Source organism: Marinovum algicola, assembly GCF_900109145.1.
GTDB lineage: Bacteria > Pseudomonadota > Alphaproteobacteria > Rhodobacterales > Rhodobacteraceae > Marinovum > Marinovum algicola.
In genome coordinates this window covers 104,141-123,418 of record NZ_FNYY01000003.1, presented here as the reverse complement: position 1 = coordinate 123,418, position 19,278 = coordinate 104,141, and the positions used below count along the sequence as shown (strand labels likewise).

The window sequence follows — 19,278 nt, the reverse complement described above, 5'->3', positions numbered from 1 at the left end:
CGGCACATCCTGGCCGGCCTTTTCCATGGTTTCTTGATTCAGGGCGGTCGCGCGCCCCTGGTCGTCAGATCAGCTTGACCTGCGTGCCCACCGGCGCCCGGTCATAGACCTCTTCGATCTGCGGATTGTAGAGCCCGATGCAGCCGCTGGAGGAGCGCCGCCCGATCTTGCGCGTATCCTGGGTGCCGTGGATGCGGTAATAGGTCCAGGACAGGTACAGCGCCCGCGTGCCCAGCGGGTTGCGCGGATCGCCGCCCTTGACATAGGCCGGCAGCGTCGGGTCGCGCTCGCGCATCGAGGGCGTCGGGCCCCAGCCCGGCATTTCCTTTTTCTCGATCACCTCGGTATAGCCGCGCTTGGTCAGTTCTTCCGAGATCGGCACCGAGGTGGGATAAATCCGCACCTCACCGTCCGACGTCCAATGTTGCAGCATCCGCGAATTGGTGTCGGCGATAATGATGCCCTTGCCCAGCCGGTCGAAATGATCGCGCCAGTCATGGGTCTGGAACGACGAGATATTGCGGCGCACGCCATCCGCCTGCCCCGCCGCCTGCGCGCGCAGCACCGCAGGCGCCGCGATCAGCGCCGCCGCGCCGGCGATTACCCCGCGCCGGTTCCAGGTGTTCGAGCCGTTTGAGGACATCATTCTGCTCCTTGCCAGATTGCCATTCTTGAGCCTCTAGATACCCCCGATACGCCGGGGGGCAAGGTTACAACCGCGCGAGGAATGTAACGTATTGTATACTTGACACGTCCTGCATTCCGACACGCGGCAACAAGAGCCCGCACGGGCTGGGCCGCGGCGTCGTTTGCCGCCGGATGACTGGGACGGCGGGCCGTGACGACATGATACATAGCCGAGGCATATCTGCCACAGATGGCGCGCACCCGAGGCTTCGGCGACAAAGGACCGGGGCGCCTGCCCCTGCCGGACCGGCATTGGCCAAAGCGATCAGGCGACAACCGGCCCAACCATCGCCCCGCGCTTGACAGGCCGGGCGGCCGGTTGCTGTAGTCTCGGCAGCCATGGCCAGACCGCCCGCCCCGGAGGCGCCGGCCGTCCCCGGGTTTGCCCGTGCCCGGATGCAGCACCGCGCGTCGGCCTGATCATTGCCGGCACCGGTGGGACCGGCGGCACGGCACAACAATCGACGACTGCCCCGGAAACCGACTGACCCGCGAAAGGAGACCTTCTGATGGACCCGACGATCTATCTTTTCTTCAAGGGCGATTGCCTTCAGGCGATGACCCATTATGCCGACGTGCTGGGCGGCGAGATCAAGACCGTGTTTCGCAATGCCGACATCCCCGATCCCGAGAGCCGCATGCCCGGCGGCGACGACATGATCATGCATATGAGCATGGCATTGGGCCAAGCCGTGGTCATGGCGTCGGACAACACCGACGAGTTCTACGACACCCCCGCCGGCTTTCGCATCTCCATCGCGACAAGCTCGCGGGAGGAGTTCGACCGTATCCATGCCGCCCTGGCGCAGGACGCGCGCGCGGTGGCGATGGAGCCGGCCGAGACCTTCTGGGCCGAGCGGTTTGCCATGTTCACCGACAGATACGGCACGCCCTGGATGCTCAGCTTTGAAGGGGCCAAGGCCCAGGGGATGCCGTCATGACCGATCTCGTCACCTGCCTGTGGTTTGACCATGGCGAGGCCGGCAAGGCCGCCGATTTCTATGCCGCGACCTTCCCGGACAGCAATGTCGACCGGGTGAACACCGCGCCGGCCGATTTTCCCGGCGGCACCAAGGGCAGCGAGCTGACGGTGACATTCACCGTTCTGGGGCGGCAGTTCGTCGGGCTGAACGGCGGTCCGAACTTCACCCCCGACGAGGCGGTCAGCTTCATGGTGGTGACCGAGGACCAGGAGGAGACCGACCGGTACTGGGCCGCCATTGTCGGCAATGGTGGCCAGGAAAGCGCCTGCGGCTGGTGCAAGGACCGCTGGGGATTTTCCTGGCAGATCACCCCCAGGGTGCTGCTCGAGCTGACCACCAGCGCCGACAGCGACAAGGCCGCCCGCGCCTTCGAGGCAATGATGACCATGCGCAAGATCGATATCGCGGCCCTCGAAGCCGCGGCCGAGGGTGAGTGACCAGCTTTAATGAGGAGAGAGAAAATGAGTTATATCGACGGATTCGTGATCGCGGTGCCCACCGCCAACAAGCAGAAGTTCATCGACCATGCGCAACACGCCGACAGCGTGTTCATCGATCTGGGCGCAATCCGCGTGGTCGAATGCTGGGGTGATGACGTGCCGGAGGGCAAGGTCACCGATTTCCGCGGGGCGGTGAAGGCCGAGCCGGAGGAAACCGTGGTCTTTTCCTGGATCGAATGGCCCGACAAGCCGACCCGCGACCGGGCGATGAAGACCATGACCGAGTGGATGGAGAATCCCGACACCGCCGATCCGCGTATGGACCCGGAAAAGAACCCGATGCCCTTCGACGGCACGCGGTTGATCTATGGCGGGTTTGCCCCGGTGGTCACGCTCTGAACCGCCGGCGCGCGCCGGGGGCCGATCAGCCCTCGGCGGCCAGATCGATTGCCTGGCCCAGCACGTCCGTATCGCCGATATGGTTGCACAGGATCAGCACCAACCGGGCGTTCAGCGCGTCGCTTTCCGCTTTGCTCCGACCCTCATGCGCGGCCAGAAGCCTGGCATAGAAGTCATCCGGGTTGGCAATGTTGGGCTCGGTGTTCAGGGGGGTCATCATCGTCTCTCCTCAGGCGCGTCTGGTTGCGATCTTCAGGGCGCGCGTCACCTCGGCCGCATCGAACCCTGGCCAGCGCGCGGCGACATGTTGATCGGGCCGCATCAGGTAGACCGCCGACGTGGCATCGCCCAGATAGCGCGCCGCCAGATCGGGGTTGCCCTTGGCCGAGAGCGCCACGCGGGTCACGGTAATCCTGTCAACCTCCAGGCGCTCCGGCGCCTCGGCATCGATGGTCATTAGCCGGAAGTCGCCCCCCAGCAGCCCCAGCAGCCAGTCATCGCCCGCCGGCGCATCGACCATCGGCGCGCCGACGCGGGTGCGCGCGGGGCCGCCGGTCAGGGCGTCGGGGCCGTTCAGTGACAGCCCGTCATAGACGCAGGGCACTGACAGGCGACCGGAATTCACCAGCGGCCGGGCAAATGCCACCGTCCGCGCAAGCCCCAGCACCGCATCGCGGAATATCTTGCTGATCTCGGATTTCGGGGTGATGAAATCGGTCGAGCGGGTGGAATTCAGGATGTTTTCGTCGGCCCCGTGCACCCGTTCATCCGAATAGCTGTCGAGCAGTTTGGCCGGCGCCTTGCCCTGCACCACCAGCCCCAGCTTCCAGCCGAGATTGTCGGCGTCCTGCATGCCCGAATTCGCGCCCCGCGCGCCAAAGGGCGAGACCTGATGCGCCGCATCGCCGGCAAAGATCACCGGCCCGTGGCGAAAACGCGCCATCCGCTTGCTCTGAAAGGTGTAGATCGAAGACCAGACGATCTCGTAGCGGACCGGGCCGAGAAAGGCATCGAGACGGCGGCGGATGTTGTCCTCCTTCATCTCTTCCTTGCGGTCGATGTCCCAGCCGATCTGGAAATCGACGCGCCAGACACCGTCGGGCTGCTTGTGCAGCAGGGTCGAGGCGCCCTGCCCGTGCGACGGCTCGAACCAGAACCAGCGTTCGGTCGGAAACTCGGTGTCGCCGGTCATGCGGATGTCGGCGATCAGGAAGCTGTCCTGAAAGACCTTACCGGTGAACTCATAGCCCAGCCGGGTGCGCAGTGGCGAATTGGCGCCATCGCAGGCCACCAGCCAATCGGCTTCGAGGCTGTAGGGGCCGTCCGGCGTCATCACCTCCAGCACCACATGATCGTCATGCACCTCGATCCCGTCGACCCGGTTCTTGCCACGCAGCTGGATCGGCGCACCCGCGGCCTGCAATTGCCGCAACCGGTCGACCATGAACCGCTCGAAATAGGGCTGCTGAAGGTTGATGAAGGCCGGATACTTGTGGCCTTCCTCGGGCAAGAGATTGAATTCGAACACCTTCTCATCGCGGTGAAAGACCTTGCCGAGGTTCCAGACCACCCCCTTGTCGATCATCGGCCCGGCACAGCCATAGCGATCGGCAATTTCCAGGCTGCGCTTGGAAAAACAGATGGCGCGGCTGCCCTGGCCGATGCCTTCGTGATCGTCGAGCACCAGCACCGGCACGCCCTGCTGGCCGAGGTCGAGCGCCGTGGCGATGCCCACCGGGCCGCCGCCCACGATCACCACCGGGTGGCGCACCGCGCTTGCCTTGTCCTGATCGGGCGATCGTTCATAGGGATAGATCTTGTGGGCCACGGTGTATCTGTCGTCGAACATGTCTCTCGTCTCCTCCGCAAGAGGTGTCTTGCGGTGCCGCCCGCCGGTCTGTCGGGCATTGCCGGGCGGCACCGCGCCGCCGGTCAGTCTTGCAGCGCTTCCCACATCGCGACGTCGCGCTCGGCGGTCCAGATCCGCGGCGTGTCGATTCCGCGGGCCTCGTCATAGGCGCGCGAGACGTTGAACGGCAGGCAATGCTCATAGATCGCATAGTCCTTGAACTTCGGGTCGCAGGCCTCGCGCACCGCATCCCAGGCATCCTTGAGGCTACCGCCCCGGGCCGCGACCTGTTTGGCCGGCAGATAGGTGGACTCGACGAAATCGCGGGTCGAGGCGATGGCGGAATCCACCGCCTCGCGCCCGATCAGCGCACCGCCACGGCCCGGGGCGATGCTTTGCGGATCATAGGCCTTGACCGCGTCCAGCGTGCCGCCCCAATCCTCGAAATGGCCGTCACCGCAATAGCAGGCCGAGTGGTCCTCGACGATGTCGCCGGTGAACATGCATTGCGCGTCCGGCACCCAGATCACGCTGTCGCCGGCGGTATGGGCGCGGCCGATCTGCTTGATCTCGACCTTGCGGTTGCCGAGGTAGACGGTCATCTGGTCGTTGAAGGTGGTGGTGGGCCAGGTCAGGCCGGGAATGCTCTCATGTCCCTCGAACAGGCGCGGGAAGCGCTGGAATTCGCTGTCCCAGTCCTCTTGCCCGCGTTCCACCACCATGGCGCGGGCCTTGTCGGACATGATGACCTGCTGCGCATCGAAAGCCGAGGCGCCAAGCACCCGAACCGCGTGATAATGCGTCATCACCACATGGGTGATCGGCTTGTCGGTGACCGAGCGCACGCAATCAATCACCTTGTTGGCCAGCCGCGGCGTGGCCTGGGCCTCGACGATCATCACGCTGTCGTCGCCGATGATCACACCCGAGTTCGGATCGCCCTCGGCGGTAAAGGCAAAGAGCCCCTCGCCGATCTCGGTAAAGGAAATCTCCTTTTCGCTGGTGTCGCCCTGGGACGCGAATGCCTTGGCCATGTCTCTCTCCTTGAACCTCTGGTCTGCCGATGTCGTGCCGGAACAATGCCCCGGATGAATCGTTGCAGTCGAAACAAATTCTTTATCGTTGCAATCGAAACGAATGTCAATATCATTGCACATGAAACAACCCTGAAGCTGGACCATGCCCATGGAGTCTTTTGACCTTTCGACCTTTCTTCCCTACCGCCTCGCCATCCTGTCCGAGCGGATCAGCCGGCGTCTGGCGTTGGAATATGGTCGATCGCACGGCATTTCGGTGCCGGAATGGCGCGTGCTTGTGCATCTGGCGCGCAGCAAGCAGGCCTCGGTCCGCGAGATCCACAGCTATGCCAATCTCGAGAAACCCAGGGTTAGCCGCACCGTGGCGAAACTTCAGGCCGCAGGGATGGTGCGCAAGGTCACCGGTAAGCAGGACAGTCGCCTGGTCGAGATCTCGCTGACCGAGAAAGGCCAGACCGTGCTGGGGGAAATCCTGCCGGCCGCGCTGGAGTTCGAAGACCGGCTGGTTCAGGCGCTGAGCGCGGAAGAGCATGCCATGTGCATCGAGATCGCCGAAAAGCTGCACGCCGTTCTGGACGACGACCCGCTGGCGCCGATGCGGTCGCAACTGGACACGCCCGACTGACCGGCTGCGCCCGGTCAGCCCTGTTCCACATATGACGCGCCGATGGTGCGCGCCGCGGAAAAGGCCGATCCGCATCCGGTCGATGGCGCCTTCATGCAGGAACGGATGTCGCAGGCGTACTGCGACGACACCGCCCGGACCCGGGTGCTGACCGCCTGTATAAGCCTCATCAAGCAGCGCGACGACCAGATCGGCCGGCTGATGGCCTTTGTCGAGGATCAGGGCATCGCCGATGACACGATGATCATCTTCACCTCGGACCATGGCAATTATCTCGGCGATCACTCGCTGGGCGAGAAAGAGCTGGTTCACGCCGCCTCGGCGCGGGGGCCGCTGATCATCGTGGCCCCCAGCCCCGAGGCCGATAGATTTTTTTGGCGGCGCCGCGGTGCCGCATATCCTCGAAGGCCACGCCTTGCAGCCGAACACGCCCGGCTGACGATGATCTTTGACAGCCGGTGGAAATACATCTTTGCCGAAGGCGTCCGGCCGATGCTTCTCGATCTCGAGACCGATCCCGACGAGCTTGCCGCTCTGAGCGGCGATCCGGCCCATGCGCAGGTGCTGGTGCGGCTCGAAAGCATGTTCTTCGACCGGTCCCGGCGCAATTCGCAACGCCAGCCTTGGCGAGGCCAAGGCCGGTATCCTGATCGGATACCGCAACCAGAAAGAGTTGCGCGCGGTGCTGGATCCCGAAGCCGGGACCGCCCCCCCCGGATGACATCCTGATCTGCCGGAGCGAATAGCCGCAAAACGCGCGGCATTCGCGGCCGCGGCACCGGATTGACTGGAATGAGATGGTACCCAAGGTCGGACTCGAACCGACAAGGCCGCTAAGCCGGGGGATTTTGAATCCCCTGCGTCTACCATTCCGCCACTTGGGCACGCTCCCCTCGCATATCGCCCCGCGCGGCGGGCGTCCAGAGGGGAAATCGCGGTTTTGTGGGCTCTTGACCCGGCCCGCGCCGCATGCTCTGAGGCTGGCATGCTGCACAGGCTTTATACCCGCACCCTGGCCATGGCCGAACATCCGAATGCCCTCTGGGTGCTCGCCGTCGTGTCCTTTGTGGAAAGTTCGGTCTTTCCGATACCGCCGGATGTGCTGATGATTCCGATGATCATCGCACGGCCGTCGCGGGCCTGGCTGATCGCGTTGGTGGCGCTGGTGTCTTCGGTGCTGGGCGGGCTTCTGGGCTATGCCATCGGCGCCTTTTTCTACGAGGCGCTGGGCCAGCCGATCCTCGAGGCGCTGGGCAAGGGCGACGCCATGGCGGCCTTCAACACCCGGTTCAACGATTTCGGCTTCTGGGCGGTGCTGATTGCCGGGATCACGCCGTTTCCCTACAAGGTCATCACCATCATGTCGGGCTGGACCGGCATGCCCCTGATGACCTTCCTCGTCACTTCGGTCATCGCCCGCGGCATCCGCTTCTTCCTGGTCGCCGGGCTGCTCTATTTCTGCGGCGCTCCGATCCGCGATTTCATCGAACGGCGGCTGGGTCTCGCGCTCAGCGCCTTCATGGTCACCCTGATCGGTGGCTTCGTCCTAGTGAGGTATCTCTGATGACCCGCACTTCGCTTGTTCTGCTCGCCGCCGGCGGCTCGTTCCTGCTTCTGGCCGGGGCCTTCCTGTTTCAGGCGCTGGGCTGGGCGCCCTGCGCCATGTGCCTCTGGCAGCGCTGGCCGCATGCCGCCGCCGTCCTGATCGGCGCCTTGGCGCTGGCCCTGCCCGGCCGCCTGCTGCCGCTTCTGGGGGCGCTGGCGGCGGCAACCACCGCCGGGATCGCCGTCTTTCACAGCGGCGTCGAGCGCAAGTGGTGGCAAGGCCCGGCAAGCTGCACCGGCAGCGGCGAAGACCTTGGCAGCCTCACCGGCGGCGATCTGCTGCCGGGCGGTTCAGAGGCGCCGGCGCTGGTGCTCTGCGATAGCTTCACGCCTTTCCTGTTCGGGCTGACCATGGCCAATTGGAACGCCTTGTTCTCGGCGCTGCTGGTTCTGGTCTGGCTCAAGGCGGCGCGCGCCGCCGCCTGACCATCGGACCGGCCGCCTCAGCCGGATTTGCGCGTCGAAAGCAGCAGGCTGGTCTCTGACCGGGCCACGCCGTCGAACCGGCGAATCTGCGCCAGCACCGCATCGAAGGCCTCGAGCGTCTCGGTGCCGATTTCGGCGATCACGTCCCAGCGGCCATTGGTGGAATGCAACGCCCGCACCTCGGTCAGCCCCTGAAGCTGGCGCAGGATACGATCGGTGCCGCGCCCCTCGATGCCGATCATCATCAGCCCGCGCACCGGGTCGCGCGCCGCATCCCCCTTGAGCACCACGGTAAAGCCGAGGATCTCGCCGCGGGCCTGAAGCCGCTCGATCCGGGCGCGCACGGTGGTACGCGACAGCCCGAGACGCGCCGCCAGATCGGAGAGCGAGGCCCGGGCGTCATGACGCAACGCCGCGATAAGCCGCTGATCGGTTATATCCATTTCGGTCAATTCTCCCGTCGATCTGTCAAATCAACCCCCGAACCGGGCAGTTTGAGCGCTGCACTCCGTCCGTTCTATCCGTCATAGTGTCTGTGGATCAAGTCACCGGGAGCGATGGATGAAACCGAAAACCTGTCTTTTGATCGGCGCGCCAATGGACAGCGGCAAACGCCGCGACGGCTGTCTCATGGGGCCGGATGCCTATCGTACCGCCGGCCTGGCGCGGGCGCTGCGCGATCTGGGCCTCAAGGTGGTGGACGACGGCAACCTGACACCGGCCAGCCACAGCCCCGACGATGCCAGCGGCCGGCTGCACAGGCCGCAGGAAACCATCGCCTGGACCTATCGGCTGATCCGCGAGGCGGAACAGGCGATGGCGCGCGGGCTGCCGATCTTTCTCGGCGGCGATCACGCGATCTCGCTCGGCACCGTGCCGGGCGTGGCGGCGCATGCCGCCTCGAAAGGCCGGCCGCAATTCGTGCTCTGGCTCGATGCGCACAGCGATTTCCACACTGCCGAGACCACCACTTCGGGCAATCTCCATGGCACGCCGCTGGCCTATGCCACCGGCCGCAAGGGCTTTCCCGGCTTTCCCAAGGTGACCGCGCCGGTGCCGGAAGAGAACATCTGCATCATCGGGCTGCGCTCGGTCGATCCGGCGGAGCGCGCGATGCTGCAAGACAGCGGCATCCATTACCACGACATGCGCGAGATCGACGAGACCGGCATCGCCACGCCGCTTTCGGCCTTTCTGAGCCGGGTCGAGGCGGCCGATGGCGCGCTGCATGTCTCGCTCGACGTGGATTTCCTCGATCCCTCGATCGCGCCGGCGGTGGGCACCACCGTGCCCGGCGGCGCGACGATCCGCGAAGGCCATCTGGCGATGGAACTGATCTGTGACAGCGGCCGAATGACCTCGATGGACATGGTCGAACTCAACCCCTTTCTCGACGAACGCGGCCGCACCGCCCAGGCGATGGTCGACCTGGCCGCCTCGGCGTTGGGCCGGCGCGTCTTTGACCGGCCGACCCGGTCCTATATCTGATGGAGCCCCCTGTGAAACCGCTGAAACCCGCCGAACTCGCGCCGTCGGACAAGGCGCTGGTGCCCTTTGTCTCGGTCGATCACATGATGCGGCTGATCCACCATATCGGCGTCGAGGCGATGCTGCGCGACCTGGCCGGCTATATCGAGGCCGATTTCCGCCGCTGGGAGCTCTTCGACAAGACGCCGCGCGTCGCCTCGCATTCCGAGGTCGGGGTGATCGAGCTGATGCCGACCTCGGACGGCGAGGCCTATGGCTTCAAATACGTCAACGGCCATCCCAAAAACACCAAAGAGGGGCTGCAAACCGTCACCGCATTCGGTTTGTTGGCCGATGTCTATACCGGCTATCCGGTGCTTCTGACCGAGATGACGCTGCTGACCGCGATGCGCACGGCCGCGACCTCGGCGATGGCGGCGAAATACCTGGCGCCCAAGGGCGCCCACTGCATGGCGATGATCGGCAATGGCGCCCAGGCGGAATTTCAGACCCTGGCGATGAAGGCGCTGCTGGGCATCGACAGCGTGCGGCTTTACGACATCGACAGCCGGGCCACCGAGAAGGTGGCGCGCAACCTGGCGGGCCACGGGCTGACCGTTGTCTGCTGCGACACGGCGGAAGAGGCGATCGAGGGGGCGCAGATCCTGACCACCTGCACCGCCGACAAGCAGAACGCCACCATCCTGACCGACAACATGGTCGGCGCCGGGGTGCATATCAACGCCATCGGCGGCGATTGCCCGGGCAAGACCGAGCTGCACCGCGACATCGTCGCGCGGGCCGAGATGTTCGTGGAATATCCCGAACAGACCCGGATCGAGGGGGAATTGCAGCAGATGCCGGAGGACCATCCGTTCACCGAGCTCTGGCAGGTGGTCAGCGGCAGCGCGCCGGGGCGCCGCGATGCCCAGCAGGTGACGCTGTTCGACAGTGTCGGCTTTGCGATCGAGGATTTCTCGGCCCTGCGTTTCGTGCGCGACCGGATCCGGGGCACGGAATATTACACCGATCTCGACCTGCTGGCCGATCCCGACGATCCGCGCGATCTCTTCGGCATGCTGATGCGGTCGGTCTGAGGGTCGGCGCTTGGGGGCGCTGCCCCCGCCCGGCTGCGCCGGCCTCCCCCGAGGGTATTTTCGGCAAGAGGAAGATCAGCCGGGCCAGGCGGTCAGGGCGGACACCTCGATCACGCCCCGCAGGGCGTTGCAGAGGCGGATGCGCGGGGCGGCGCGGAGATCGGCCTCGGTGATGCCGGCGACGCGCAGGCCACCGCCGGCAAGCAGCTCGGCGCGCATCACCCCGGGCAGCACGCCGTCGGAGAGTGGCGGGGTGATCCAGACGCCCTGCCCGGCATCGATCATCAGGTTGGTGATCGTGCCTTCGCAGACCCGTCCGCCCTGATTGAGGAAGATCGCCTCGTCGAGATGCTGCGGCAACAGCGCGCGGGTGCGGTCGTAGAGCGCGCGGTTGCTGGATTTGACCGCGCGCCAGGGATCGGCGCTGTCGAGCTGGTCGGGGGCGATGGCAATGCGCCAGCCTGCGGCCGGCGCCGGCGCGGGCGCAAGGCTCGTTTCCAGCCGGCCACTGGCGTCGAGGGTCAGCCGGAGGCGCATGGGCGCCGCTTCGGGTATCGCATCAAGTGCGGCGTCGAATGCCTTGGGATCAAACGGATATCCCAGCGCCTTTGCGGCCAGGCACATGCGGTCGCGGTGGCGCTTGGCCAGGACGACGCCCTGGCCCGGTTGCCAGAGCATGGTCTCGATCAGACGGGTTCCGGCAGGGGCGTCGCGAAACGGCTTTTCCACAGGGCTTCCTCGTATTCCAGCTCGGCACGGCTGTCCCAGACCAGACCGCCGCCGACATTGAGCACCGCCTGGCCATCCTCGACCAGCAGCGTGCGGATCGCCACGTTGAACTCGGCCCGCCCGTCCGGCGCCGCCCAGCCGATGGCGCCGCAATAGATCTCGCGCGGGGTCTCTTCCAGCGCTCGGATGATCTCCATGGCGCGGATCTTCGGCGCGCCGGTGATCGAGCCGCAGGGAAACAGCGCCCGGAAGATATCGGCCAGCGTGATCTCGGGGCGGAGCTGCGCCTCGATCTGGCTGACCATCTGGTGCAGCGTCGCATAGGTCTCGATCTTGAACAGCTCGGGCACCGCGACCGTCCCCGGCTCTGCCAGCCGCGACAGGTCGTTGCGCAGGAGGTCCACGATCATCAGGTTTTCGGCCAGGGTCTTTTCGTCGCCGGTCAGCGCGTCGCGCAGCGCGCGGTCCTGCGCCGGCGTGGCGCCGCGCGGCGCCGTGCCTTTCATCGGCCGGGTGGCGATGCGGCCCGAGGCGTCGGTGCGAAAGAACAGCTCGGGCGAGCGCGACAGCACCGCGGGCCGGCCGGGATCGAGGATCAGCGCGCCATGGGCCACCGGCTGGCGGGCGCAGAGCGCGGCATAAAGCGCCGCCGGGTCACCCCGGGCCTCGGCCCGCAGCGGGAAGGTCAGGTTGGCCTGATAGATATCGCCGGCGCCGATCCAGTCATGCACCTTGCCAAAGGCGCCGGCATATCGCGCCGCCGTCCAATCCGGGCGCACCGGCGCCAGCCCGGCGACACCCTCGGGCAAGGCGCGCGCCGGCGCCGGCGCGGTGAAGGCACCAAAGGACAAGAGCGGCATGCGCCGACCAGCGGGCATCAGCCCGGCAAGCCGGGGCTCGAGCGCATAACCCAGCTCGTAGCTGGCAAAGCCCGCCAGCCACAACCCCTGGCTCTGCGCCGCCGCGAGGGCATCAAACGCAGCCGGCACATCGGCGGCCTGCCAGGCGTCGATCCGCGTTACGGGCCGGGCGAACTCGGCCCCGGCCCCCATCGGCCCCCGATCAAATCTGATCTGCATCGCTTGTCCCCGGTCGTCCCGTCTCACCCGTGGAAAACCACGTTCCGGCCCCGGTCAGCCGAGGTAATCCGACCTTTGCAGGCCATATTTGGCCATTTTCTCGTTCAATGTCCGCCGCGGCAGGCACAATTCGTCCATCACGCTGGAAATCGAGCCCTTGTGGCGCCGCATGGTATTGTCGATCAGCATGCGCTCGAAGGCTTCGACATATTCCTTGAGCGGCTTGCCTTCGGTGGTCATCACCGGCTGCATTTCCTCGTGGTCGCTCATCAGCAGCGAGGCGATGGTGCCGGAGCCGCGGCGCGATTGCAGCACCGCGCGCTCGGCCATGTTGATCAGCTGGCGCACATTGCCCGGCCAGGGCGCCTGCAAGAGCTGCGCCGCCTCCTGGGCCGAAACCTCGGGCGTTTCGCAGCCGTATTCATCGGCAAATTGCTCGCTGAGCCGGGTAAAGAGCGTCAGGATATCCTCGCCCCGCTGGCGCAGCGGCGGCACGGTGATCCTGAGCGCCGCCAGACGATAGAACAGGTTCGGCTTGATCGCATCCTCGGGCGTGCGGTTCTGCTCCTGCATGTTGCAGATTGCCACGATGCGGGTTTCGGCCGGGGTGCCCTGTTCATTGATCGCATTCAGCAACCGCGCCTGATTGGCCTCGGAGAGCGACTCGATATCCTCGAGCACCAGGGTGCCGCCGCGGGCCTCTTCGATCGCCGGCAACCGCGCCTCGTCGGGCTGAACCGGGCCGAACAGCCGTTGCGCCAGCGCCTCGTCCTCATAGGCGGCACAGCTCACCAGCACGAATTTCTTGCCGGCGCGCGAGCCCACTGCATGCAAAGCATGGGCCACCAGGGTCTTGCCGGTGCCGGTTTCGCCATCGATCAGCACATGGCCGTCGGCCTGACCCAGATCGAGGATGTCTTCGCGCAGCCGCTCCATCACCGGGCTGGCGCCGATCAGCTTTCTCATCAACTGGCCGCCGTCGGAGAGCTCGCGCCGCAGCTGCCGGTTGTCGAGCGTCAGCCGGCGGGCATTCACCGCCTTTTTCGCCAACTGGCTCATCTGGTCGGGCTGGAACGGCTTTTCCAGGAAATCGAAGGCCCCGAGGCGCATGGCCTCGACCGCCATCGGCACATCGCCGTGACCGGTGATCATGATCACCGGCAGCGCGCTGTCGGTCGACATCAGCCGTTTCAGAAATTGCATGCCGTCCATGCCGGGCATGCGGATATCGCTGATCACGATGCCGGGATAATCCGGCGTCAGCGCCTTCAGTGCCTCTTCGGCGCTGGCAAATGTCTCGGTGTCATAGCCCGAAAGTGCCAGCCATTGGCCGATTGACTGGCGCATGTCCTGTTCATCATCGACAATCGCGATCTTCATGAGCTTGGCCATGGTCTTACGCCCTTACCTTCATATTGCTACTCCGCGGCCTGATGGTCCGCGGCTTCGTTCAGGATCGGCAGCTGCATCTCGAACACAGCGCCACTGTCTTCGCCGTTGCGCGCGGTCAGCCGTCCGCCCAGATCGCTGACGATCCCGGAAGAGATCGCCAATCCAAGCCCCACGCCTTCGCCCGGCTGCTTGGTGGTATAGAACGGTTCGAACAGCGCATCGAGATCCTCGATCCCGTGACCGTTGTCGCGCACGGACAGAGTCGCGGTCTCGCCGCCCGACAGGATCACCTCGATCTGGGGATCCCGCAGCCCCTTGGTGGCATCTAATGCGTTTCGCAGAAGATTCACCATCACCTGTTCCACCCGCACCCGATCGGCCATCACCCGCACCGGCTGCGGTGGCAGAACCCGGGTCAGGTTGACGTGCCGCTGCTTGAGCTGCGGCTCCATCATCGCCAGCGCCGAGGACAGCGAATCCCCCATATCGACCGGGCTCAGCATCTCTCCGCCCTTGCGGGCATAGCTTTTGAGCTGCCGGGTGATCGCGCCCATCCGGTCGAGCAGGTCGTCAACGCGGGCAAAAGACGACAGCGCCTCGTCGGGACGGTTGCGGTTGATCAGCAGCCGCGCGCCGGCCAGATAGGTCTTCATCGCCGCCAGCGGCTGGTTCAATTCGTGGCTGACTGCCGCCGACATCTCGCCAAGCGCCGCCAGTTTCGAGCTCTGCGCCAGCGTCTGCTCGGCCACGGCGAGGGTCTTTTGCACCCGTTCACGCTCGGCGATCTCACGCTGAAGGCGGGTGTTAAGTGCGCGCAATTCCGCCGATTCTCGCTGGAACAGGGCCATGCGCACCGCCGTCTTGCGGCTGAGGAAATAGAAGGCCAGCGCAAAGAGCATGGCAAATCCCATGATCTCGAGCGCCAGAACCGCGTTCACCTTCTCGCGCACCGAGGCATAAGGCGTGAAGCTCACGATCCGCCAGCCGCGAAAGGCGATCCGGGCCTCCATCCGCATCACCGCCTCGCCCTTGAGATAGGCATCGGCCGGCACATGGGTCCAGTCCGAGGTGGCGCGGATGGCACGTTCGATGGCGCTGTCGGCCGGCTCGCGGCGCAGCGCATCGGCCTCGGTCAGCCCGCGCCAGCGCGGCTCGGTGGCCAGAATGATCACCCCTTCGCTGTCGGTCACCAGCACCGCATCGGCGATCCCCACCCAGGCACGCTCGAATTTTTGCAGATCGACCTCGACGACGATCACGCCGATCAGCTCGCCATTGCTCTCGATCCGCCGGCTGTAGGCAAAGCGAAAGCCGCCGGCCTCGCGCGGGAGGGTCGAGAACACCGTCGAGTTCGAGCGCAGCGCGCCGATGAAATAGGGTTCCTGCCGGTGGGTCGACCCGAGGATATTGCGGTCGGTCGCGGCCACCGCGCGGCCGCCGCTGTCGAGCAGCATCAGCGAGGCGGCGCCGATCTCGTCGACAAAGGAAATCAGCCGCTGGGTGGATTGCGAGTAATCGGCGGAATTCAGCGCCCCGATCAGCGCCGGGTCGCGCGCCAGAAGCTGTGGCACGATGGAATTGCGGCGCAGTTCCGACAGCACGTTGCCGGAATAGAGCGCCAGCCGAAGCTCGGCCCGGTTGCGGGTGGTTTCGGTGAAGCGGTCGCTCAGCAGACGGTTGGTGAACCAGACCGTCGCCACCGCCATCAGCAGAAGCGAGAACAGCGCAAGCCGCACGCGCCATGACAGCGGTCCGCTGCGGCGCAACAACCGTTCGCCCGGACGGGCGCTTCTGCGGCGTTCAGGTTTCATCGCCCGACTCTACGCCGCCGAAGCCGCCCGCTCAAGCAACAGACCTGCGACCTCAGGCAAGGACACGCTCAAGCGCCGTGGCCAGCGCATCGAACACCGGCTTGCCATCGGTGTTGCCATGCGCATCCTCGGCGGCGCGTTCGGGATGCGGCATCATGCCCAGCACCCGGCGGTTCTCCGACAGGATGCCGGCGATGTCGCGCGCCGAGCCGTTCGGATTGCGACCATAGCGAAAGGCCACGCGGTCGTCCGCCTCGAGCCGGTCGAGCGTCGCGTCATCGGCAAAGTAATTGCCATCGTGATGGGCGATCGGGATCAGGATTTCCTGCCCCTTTTCATAGTCTTGCGTAAAGACGCTGTCCTCGGTCCCCACCACCAGCGGCACCGTGCGGCAGATGTACTTGAGACCCGCATTGCGCAGCAGCGCGCCGGGCAGCAGGCCGGTTTCGGTCAGCACCTGAAAGCCGTTGCAGACCCCAAGCACATAGCCGCCCGCCTCGGCGTGCTGTTTCAGCTCGCGGCAGATCGGCGAATTGGCGGCAATCGCGCCGCAGCGCAGGTAGTCACCATAGGAAAACCCGCCCGGCACGCCGACGATATCGACCCCCTCGGGCAGCGCGTGATCCTTGTGCCAGATCATCGAAACGTCGAAACCCGCCGCCTCGAAGGCCTTGGCCATGTCGCGATCACAATTCGATCCGGGAAAGACGAGGACTGCGGCTTTCATGTGGACACTCCTGAAAAACTCTTGGTTTTCAATGGCTCACGCCACTTACTGCATCTCGATCTGGTAGCTTTCGATCACCGTGTTGGCGAGCAGCTTCTCGCACATCTCGGCGACCTGTGCCTCGGTTGTGCCCGCCGCCAGCTCGAGGTCGATCACCTTGCCCTGGCGCACACCTTCGACACCGTCAAAGCCCAGCGCGCCAAGCGCATGGCGCACCGCCTCGCCCTGAGGGTCCAGCACACCGGTTTTCAACATCACATGCACTCGTGCTTTCATGCCGTTCGTCCTTGTCACGCCCCGGGGCGTCCCACCCCAAGGGTCTTCTTCTCTTTTCAAATACGCAATTCTGCCGCAAGACCGAGGCGCATTCAGTTGATAAGTTTCGGCTTTTCCATAGGAGTCGCCTGGCGCGGCATGACCCCCAGACGGGTCGCCACCTCGGTATAGGCGTCAGTCAGATTGCCCAGATCGCGGCGGAAGACGTCCTTGTCCAGCTTCTTGCCGGTTTCGATATCCCACAGCCGGCAGCTGTCGGGGCTGATCTCGTCGGCGACAATCAGGCGCTGGAAATCGCCTTCATAGACCCGGCCGATCTCGATCTTGAAGTCGACCAGCTTGATGCCGACGCCATACATCAGCCCGGACAGATAATCGTTGACCCGCAATGCCAGGCTCAGGATGTCGTCCATGTCCTGCGGGCTGGCCCAGCCAAAGGCGGCGATATGCTCTTCGGTGACCAGCGGATCGCCCAGCTTGTCGTCCTTGTAGCAATATTCCACGATCGGACGCGGCAGCCGGGTGCCCTCTTCGATGCCCAGACGCTGGCTCATCGAACCGGCGGCAAAGTTGCGCACGATCACCTCGAGCGGCACGATCTCGCAGGCCTTGACCAGCTGCTCGCGCATGTTGAGCCGCTTGATGAAGTGGGTCGGCACGCCGATCTCGTTCAGACCGGTCATGAAGAACTCGCTCAGGCGGTTGTTGAGCACGCCCTTGCCGTCGACCACATCCTTTTTCTGCGCGTTGAAGGCGGTGGCATCGTCCTTGAAGTATTGCACGATGGTGCCCGGTTCGGGGCCTTCATACAGAATCTTGGCCTTGCCTTCGTAAATCTTCTTGCGACGCGCCATCTCGCAGCCTTTCATGTCTTGCGCGGCTCAGGGCCGAGTCCCGCCGCGCGTGCGCCCTCTTACGCCATGCTCCGCATTGTCGCAAGCGGACCTCACCTCTTGCGGCGAAGGCCGAGGGGCGGCATATCTGAATGACGAATACGGCACCAGAGGACCTGCCCATGACAACTTTCGACGACCGCGAGCGCGCATTCGAGAACATGTACGCGCATGACGAGGAAATGAAATTCAAGGCCGAGGCCCGCCGCAACAAGCTGGTCGGACTCTGGGCGGCCGCTCTGCTGGGAAAATCCGGTGACGAGGCCAATGCCTATGCGCTCGACGTGGTAAGGGCGGATTTCGAGGAAATCGGCCATGAAGACGTGGTGCGCAAGGTGGCGGCCGATCTCGAAGGCAAGGCCGAGGAGGCCGAAATCCGCGCCAAGATGGCGGAAATGCTGATCGAGGCCAAAGGCCAGATCGTCAAGGAATCCTGAGCCCGGTTCCATGGTTTCCAACGGGCCGCCCCGCCATCGGGGCCGCCCGCCCCCGGCGGTGGCCCCGAGATTGCGGCCGCGCGGCGCGACGCCGGCCCGGATCGGCCGACACCGCGCCAACCTCATAAAGATCATGCACATTATGAATTTGCGCACAGGTGCCGGCTGTGTCATCTGCCGCGAGACATCAAGACAGGAAGGCCCTCTCCATGACCGACGCGCTGAGCAAACTGCTGCAAGACCGCGACTGGCTGCTCGCTGACGGCGCGACCGGCACCAACCTGTTCAACATGGGGCTGATGTCGGGTGATGCGCCCGAGCTGTGGAACGTCGACGAGCCCGAAAAGATCCGCGCGCTCTATCGCGGCGCGGTCGAGGCCGGGTCCGACATCTTCCTGACCAACAGCTTCGGCGGCAATGCCTCGCGGCTGAAACTGCACGAGGCCCAGGACCGGGTGAGTGAGCTCAACCGCATCGCCGCCGAACTCGGCCGCGAGGTGGCCGATGCCGCCGGCCGGCCGATTGTCGTCGCGGGCTCGGTCGGGCCCACCGGTGACATCATGGAACCCGTCGGCACACTCAGCCACGCCGAGGCGGTCGAGATGTTTCACGAACAGGCCGAGGGGCTCAAGGCCGGGGGCGCCGATGTGCTCTGGGTCGAGACGATTTCCGCGCCCGAGGAGTTTCGCGCCGCCGCCGAGGCCTTTGCCCTGGCCGGCATGCCCTGGTGCGGCACCATGAGCTTTGACACCGCCGGGCGCACGATGATGGGCGTCACCGCCTCCGACATGGTGCAGCTGGCCCAGAGCCTGCCCAATCCGCCGCTGGCCTTCGGCGCCAATTGCGGCACCGGCGCCTCGGACCTCCTGCGCACCACGCTGAGCTTTGCCGCCCAAGGCCCCGACCTGCCGCTGATCGCCAAGGGCAACGCCGGCATTCCGAAATATGTCGACGGCCACATTCATTATGACGGCACGCCCGAGCTGATGGGCGATTACGCGGTCATGGCGCGCGATGCCGGCGCCTCGATCATCGGCGGCTGCTGCGGCACCATGCCGGAGCACCTGCGCGCCATGCGCGCGGCGCTGGAATCCCGCCCCAAGGGTCCGCGCCCGACGCTGGACCAGATCGTTTCGTCGATCGGCGGATTCAGCTCGGAAAGCGACGGCTCCGGCGAGAACGCGGTCGAGGCGCCCAGCCGCAACCGGCGGCGCCGGCGCGGCTGAGCCCGCCCGGGCCCCGGCCCGGCCCCTTTCATCACCAACCTTGGATCGGCCACACCCATGGCATGCCTTCCCCGTGCAAACAGCGGTCTCCCG

The 19,278-nt window shown here is 65.3% G+C and carries 23 protein-coding genes and 1 tRNA gene; 11 read left to right on the top strand and 13 right to left on the bottom strand.

Translation table 11 applies throughout. The annotated features are described in order from the left end of the window. Positions 1-64: 64 nt before the first annotated feature. Positions 65-643, bottom strand: a complete 579-nt coding sequence (locus BMW90_RS06085) for a L,D-transpeptidase (protein WP_048531618.1) — start codon at positions 641-643, stop codon at positions 65-67. A 553-nt stretch (positions 644-1,196) separates the two neighbouring features. Between BMW90_RS06085 and BMW90_RS06080 the strand changes: the two genes are divergently transcribed. The 3 genes from BMW90_RS06080 to BMW90_RS06070 are packed head-to-tail and all read left to right on the top strand — an operon-like array spanning position 1,197 to position 2,509. Continuing rightward, a complete protein-coding gene (locus BMW90_RS06080; protein WP_074835581.1) occupies positions 1,197-1,628 on the top strand; it encodes a VOC family protein in 432 nt (143 codons plus the stop codon). Further along, positions 1,625-2,107, top strand: a complete 483-nt coding sequence (locus BMW90_RS06075) for a VOC family protein (RefSeq protein ID WP_074835579.1) — start codon at positions 1,625-1,627, stop codon at positions 2,105-2,107. The genes BMW90_RS06080 and BMW90_RS06075 overlap by 4 nt, the downstream gene beginning before the upstream one ends. A gap of 24 nt (positions 2,108-2,131) precedes the next feature. Continuing rightward, positions 2,132-2,509 carry a DUF1428 domain-containing protein gene (locus BMW90_RS06070; RefSeq protein ID WP_048531613.1) on the top strand — a complete coding sequence of 126 codons (378 nt, stop codon included), beginning with the start codon at positions 2,132-2,134 and terminating at the stop codon, positions 2,507-2,509. Positions 2,510-2,534: 25 nt separating this feature from the next. Here the strand turns inward: BMW90_RS06070 and BMW90_RS06065 are convergent, their stop codons facing one another. The 3 genes from BMW90_RS06065 to BMW90_RS06055 form a co-directional block, all read right to left on the bottom strand. After that, complete coding sequence (locus tag BMW90_RS06065; protein ID WP_074835578.1) at positions 2,535-2,729, bottom strand: DUF2783 domain-containing protein; 195 nt, start codon at positions 2,727-2,729, stop codon at positions 2,535-2,537. A gap of 9 nt (positions 2,730-2,738) precedes the next feature. Further along, complete coding sequence (locus BMW90_RS06060; RefSeq protein WP_074835576.1) at positions 2,739-4,358, bottom strand: FAD-dependent oxidoreductase; 1,620 nt, start codon at positions 4,356-4,358, stop codon at positions 2,739-2,741. Between the two features lie 83 nt (positions 4,359-4,441). Beyond that, complete coding sequence (locus BMW90_RS06055) at positions 4,442-5,392, bottom strand: MBL fold metallo-hydrolase (RefSeq protein ID WP_074835575.1); 951 nt, start codon at positions 5,390-5,392, stop codon at positions 4,442-4,444. 151 nt (positions 5,393-5,543) lie between these two features. On the opposite strand from BMW90_RS06055, the gene BMW90_RS06050 reads away from it, so the two are divergent. Further along, a complete protein-coding gene (locus BMW90_RS06050) occupies positions 5,544-6,020 on the top strand; it encodes a MarR family winged helix-turn-helix transcriptional regulator (protein ID WP_244526437.1) in 477 nt (158 codons plus the stop codon). Between the two features lie 42 nt (positions 6,021-6,062). After that, positions 6,063-6,749 carry a sulfatase-like hydrolase/transferase gene (locus tag BMW90_RS06045; protein ID WP_074835574.1) on the top strand — a complete coding sequence of 229 codons (687 nt, stop codon included), beginning with the start codon at positions 6,063-6,065 and terminating at the stop codon, positions 6,747-6,749. Between the two features lie 69 nt (positions 6,750-6,818). Here BMW90_RS06045 and BMW90_RS06040 read toward each other — a convergent pair. Further along, positions 6,819-6,904, bottom strand: a tRNA-Leu gene (locus BMW90_RS06040). Between the two features lie 101 nt (positions 6,905-7,005). Between BMW90_RS06040 and BMW90_RS06035 the strand changes: the two genes are divergently transcribed. Together BMW90_RS06035 and BMW90_RS06030 are read left to right on the top strand one after the other, a co-directional pair. Continuing rightward, a complete protein-coding gene (locus BMW90_RS06035) occupies positions 7,006-7,584 on the top strand; it encodes a YqaA family protein (protein WP_048531531.1) in 579 nt (192 codons plus the stop codon). Then, positions 7,584-8,051 (top strand): disulfide bond formation protein B, encoded by a 468-nt coding sequence (locus BMW90_RS06030; RefSeq protein WP_048531529.1) that lies wholly within the window; start codon positions 7,584-7,586, stop codon positions 8,049-8,051. Before BMW90_RS06035 ends, BMW90_RS06030 begins: the two co-directional genes overlap by 1 nt. Positions 8,052-8,068: 17 nt before the next feature. On the opposite strand, the gene BMW90_RS06025 is transcribed toward BMW90_RS06030, so the two are convergent. Further along, a complete protein-coding gene (locus tag BMW90_RS06025; RefSeq protein WP_074835573.1) occupies positions 8,069-8,494 on the bottom strand; it encodes an Lrp/AsnC family transcriptional regulator in 426 nt (141 codons plus the stop codon). A 118-nt stretch (positions 8,495-8,612) separates the two neighbouring features. Between BMW90_RS06025 and rocF the strand changes: the two genes are divergently transcribed. Beyond that, entirely contained in the window at positions 8,613-9,539 is a 927-nt protein-coding gene (gene rocF / locus BMW90_RS06020; RefSeq protein ID WP_074835571.1) for an arginase, read from the top strand. Between the two features lie 11 nt (positions 9,540-9,550). After that, entirely contained in the window at positions 9,551-10,615 is a 1,065-nt protein-coding gene (locus BMW90_RS06015; protein WP_275937319.1) for an ornithine cyclodeaminase, read from the top strand. A 75-nt stretch (positions 10,616-10,690) separates the two neighbouring features. Here BMW90_RS06015 and BMW90_RS06010 read toward each other — a convergent pair whose 3' ends face one another. The 7 genes from BMW90_RS06010 to purC form a co-directional block, all read right to left on the bottom strand. After that, positions 10,691-11,344 (bottom strand): aminotransferase class IV, encoded by a 654-nt coding sequence (locus BMW90_RS06010; protein WP_074835568.1) that lies wholly within the window; start codon positions 11,342-11,344, stop codon positions 10,691-10,693. After that, a complete protein-coding gene (locus BMW90_RS06005) occupies positions 11,302-12,423 on the bottom strand; it encodes an aminodeoxychorismate synthase component I (RefSeq protein ID WP_074835566.1) in 1,122 nt (373 codons plus the stop codon). Before BMW90_RS06005 ends, BMW90_RS06010 begins: the two co-directional genes overlap by 43 nt. Positions 12,424-12,477: 54 nt before the next feature. Then, the gene (locus tag BMW90_RS06000; RefSeq protein WP_048531520.1) at positions 12,478-13,815 is read right to left on the bottom strand and encodes a sigma-54-dependent transcriptional regulator; all 1,338 of its coding nucleotides are present in this window, start codon (positions 13,813-13,815) and stop codon (positions 12,478-12,480) included. Positions 13,816-13,841: 26 nt separating this feature from the next. Next, positions 13,842-15,626, bottom strand: coding sequence for a sensor histidine kinase (locus BMW90_RS05995; RefSeq protein ID WP_048531518.1), 1,785 nt, complete (start codon positions 15,624-15,626; stop codon positions 13,842-13,844). A gap of 52 nt (positions 15,627-15,678) precedes the next feature. Continuing rightward, positions 15,679-16,353, bottom strand: coding sequence for a phosphoribosylformylglycinamidine synthase subunit PurQ (purQ, locus tag BMW90_RS05990; protein WP_074835565.1), 675 nt, complete (start codon positions 16,351-16,353; stop codon positions 15,679-15,681). Positions 16,354-16,398: 45 nt separating this feature from the next. Beyond that, a complete protein-coding gene (purS, locus tag BMW90_RS05985; protein WP_048531514.1) occupies positions 16,399-16,629 on the bottom strand; it encodes a phosphoribosylformylglycinamidine synthase subunit PurS in 231 nt (76 codons plus the stop codon). Between the two features lie 92 nt (positions 16,630-16,721). After that, on the bottom strand, positions 16,722-17,483 hold the full coding sequence (purC, locus tag BMW90_RS05980; RefSeq protein ID WP_074835799.1) for a phosphoribosylaminoimidazolesuccinocarboxamide synthase: 762 nt from the start codon (positions 17,481-17,483) through the stop codon (positions 16,722-16,724). A gap of 161 nt (positions 17,484-17,644) precedes the next feature. Here purC and BMW90_RS05975 point away from each other — a divergent pair, with 161 nt between their 5' ends. Then, the gene (locus BMW90_RS05975) at positions 17,645-17,959 is read left to right on the top strand and encodes a DUF1476 domain-containing protein (RefSeq protein WP_048531510.1); all 315 of its coding nucleotides are present in this window, start codon (positions 17,645-17,647) and stop codon (positions 17,957-17,959) included. Positions 17,960-18,168: 209 nt separating this feature from the next. Continuing rightward, positions 18,169-19,185, top strand: a complete 1,017-nt coding sequence (gene bmt, locus BMW90_RS05970) for a betaine--homocysteine S-methyltransferase (RefSeq protein WP_048531509.1) — start codon at positions 18,169-18,171, stop codon at positions 19,183-19,185. Positions 19,186-19,278 lie beyond the last annotated feature (93 nt).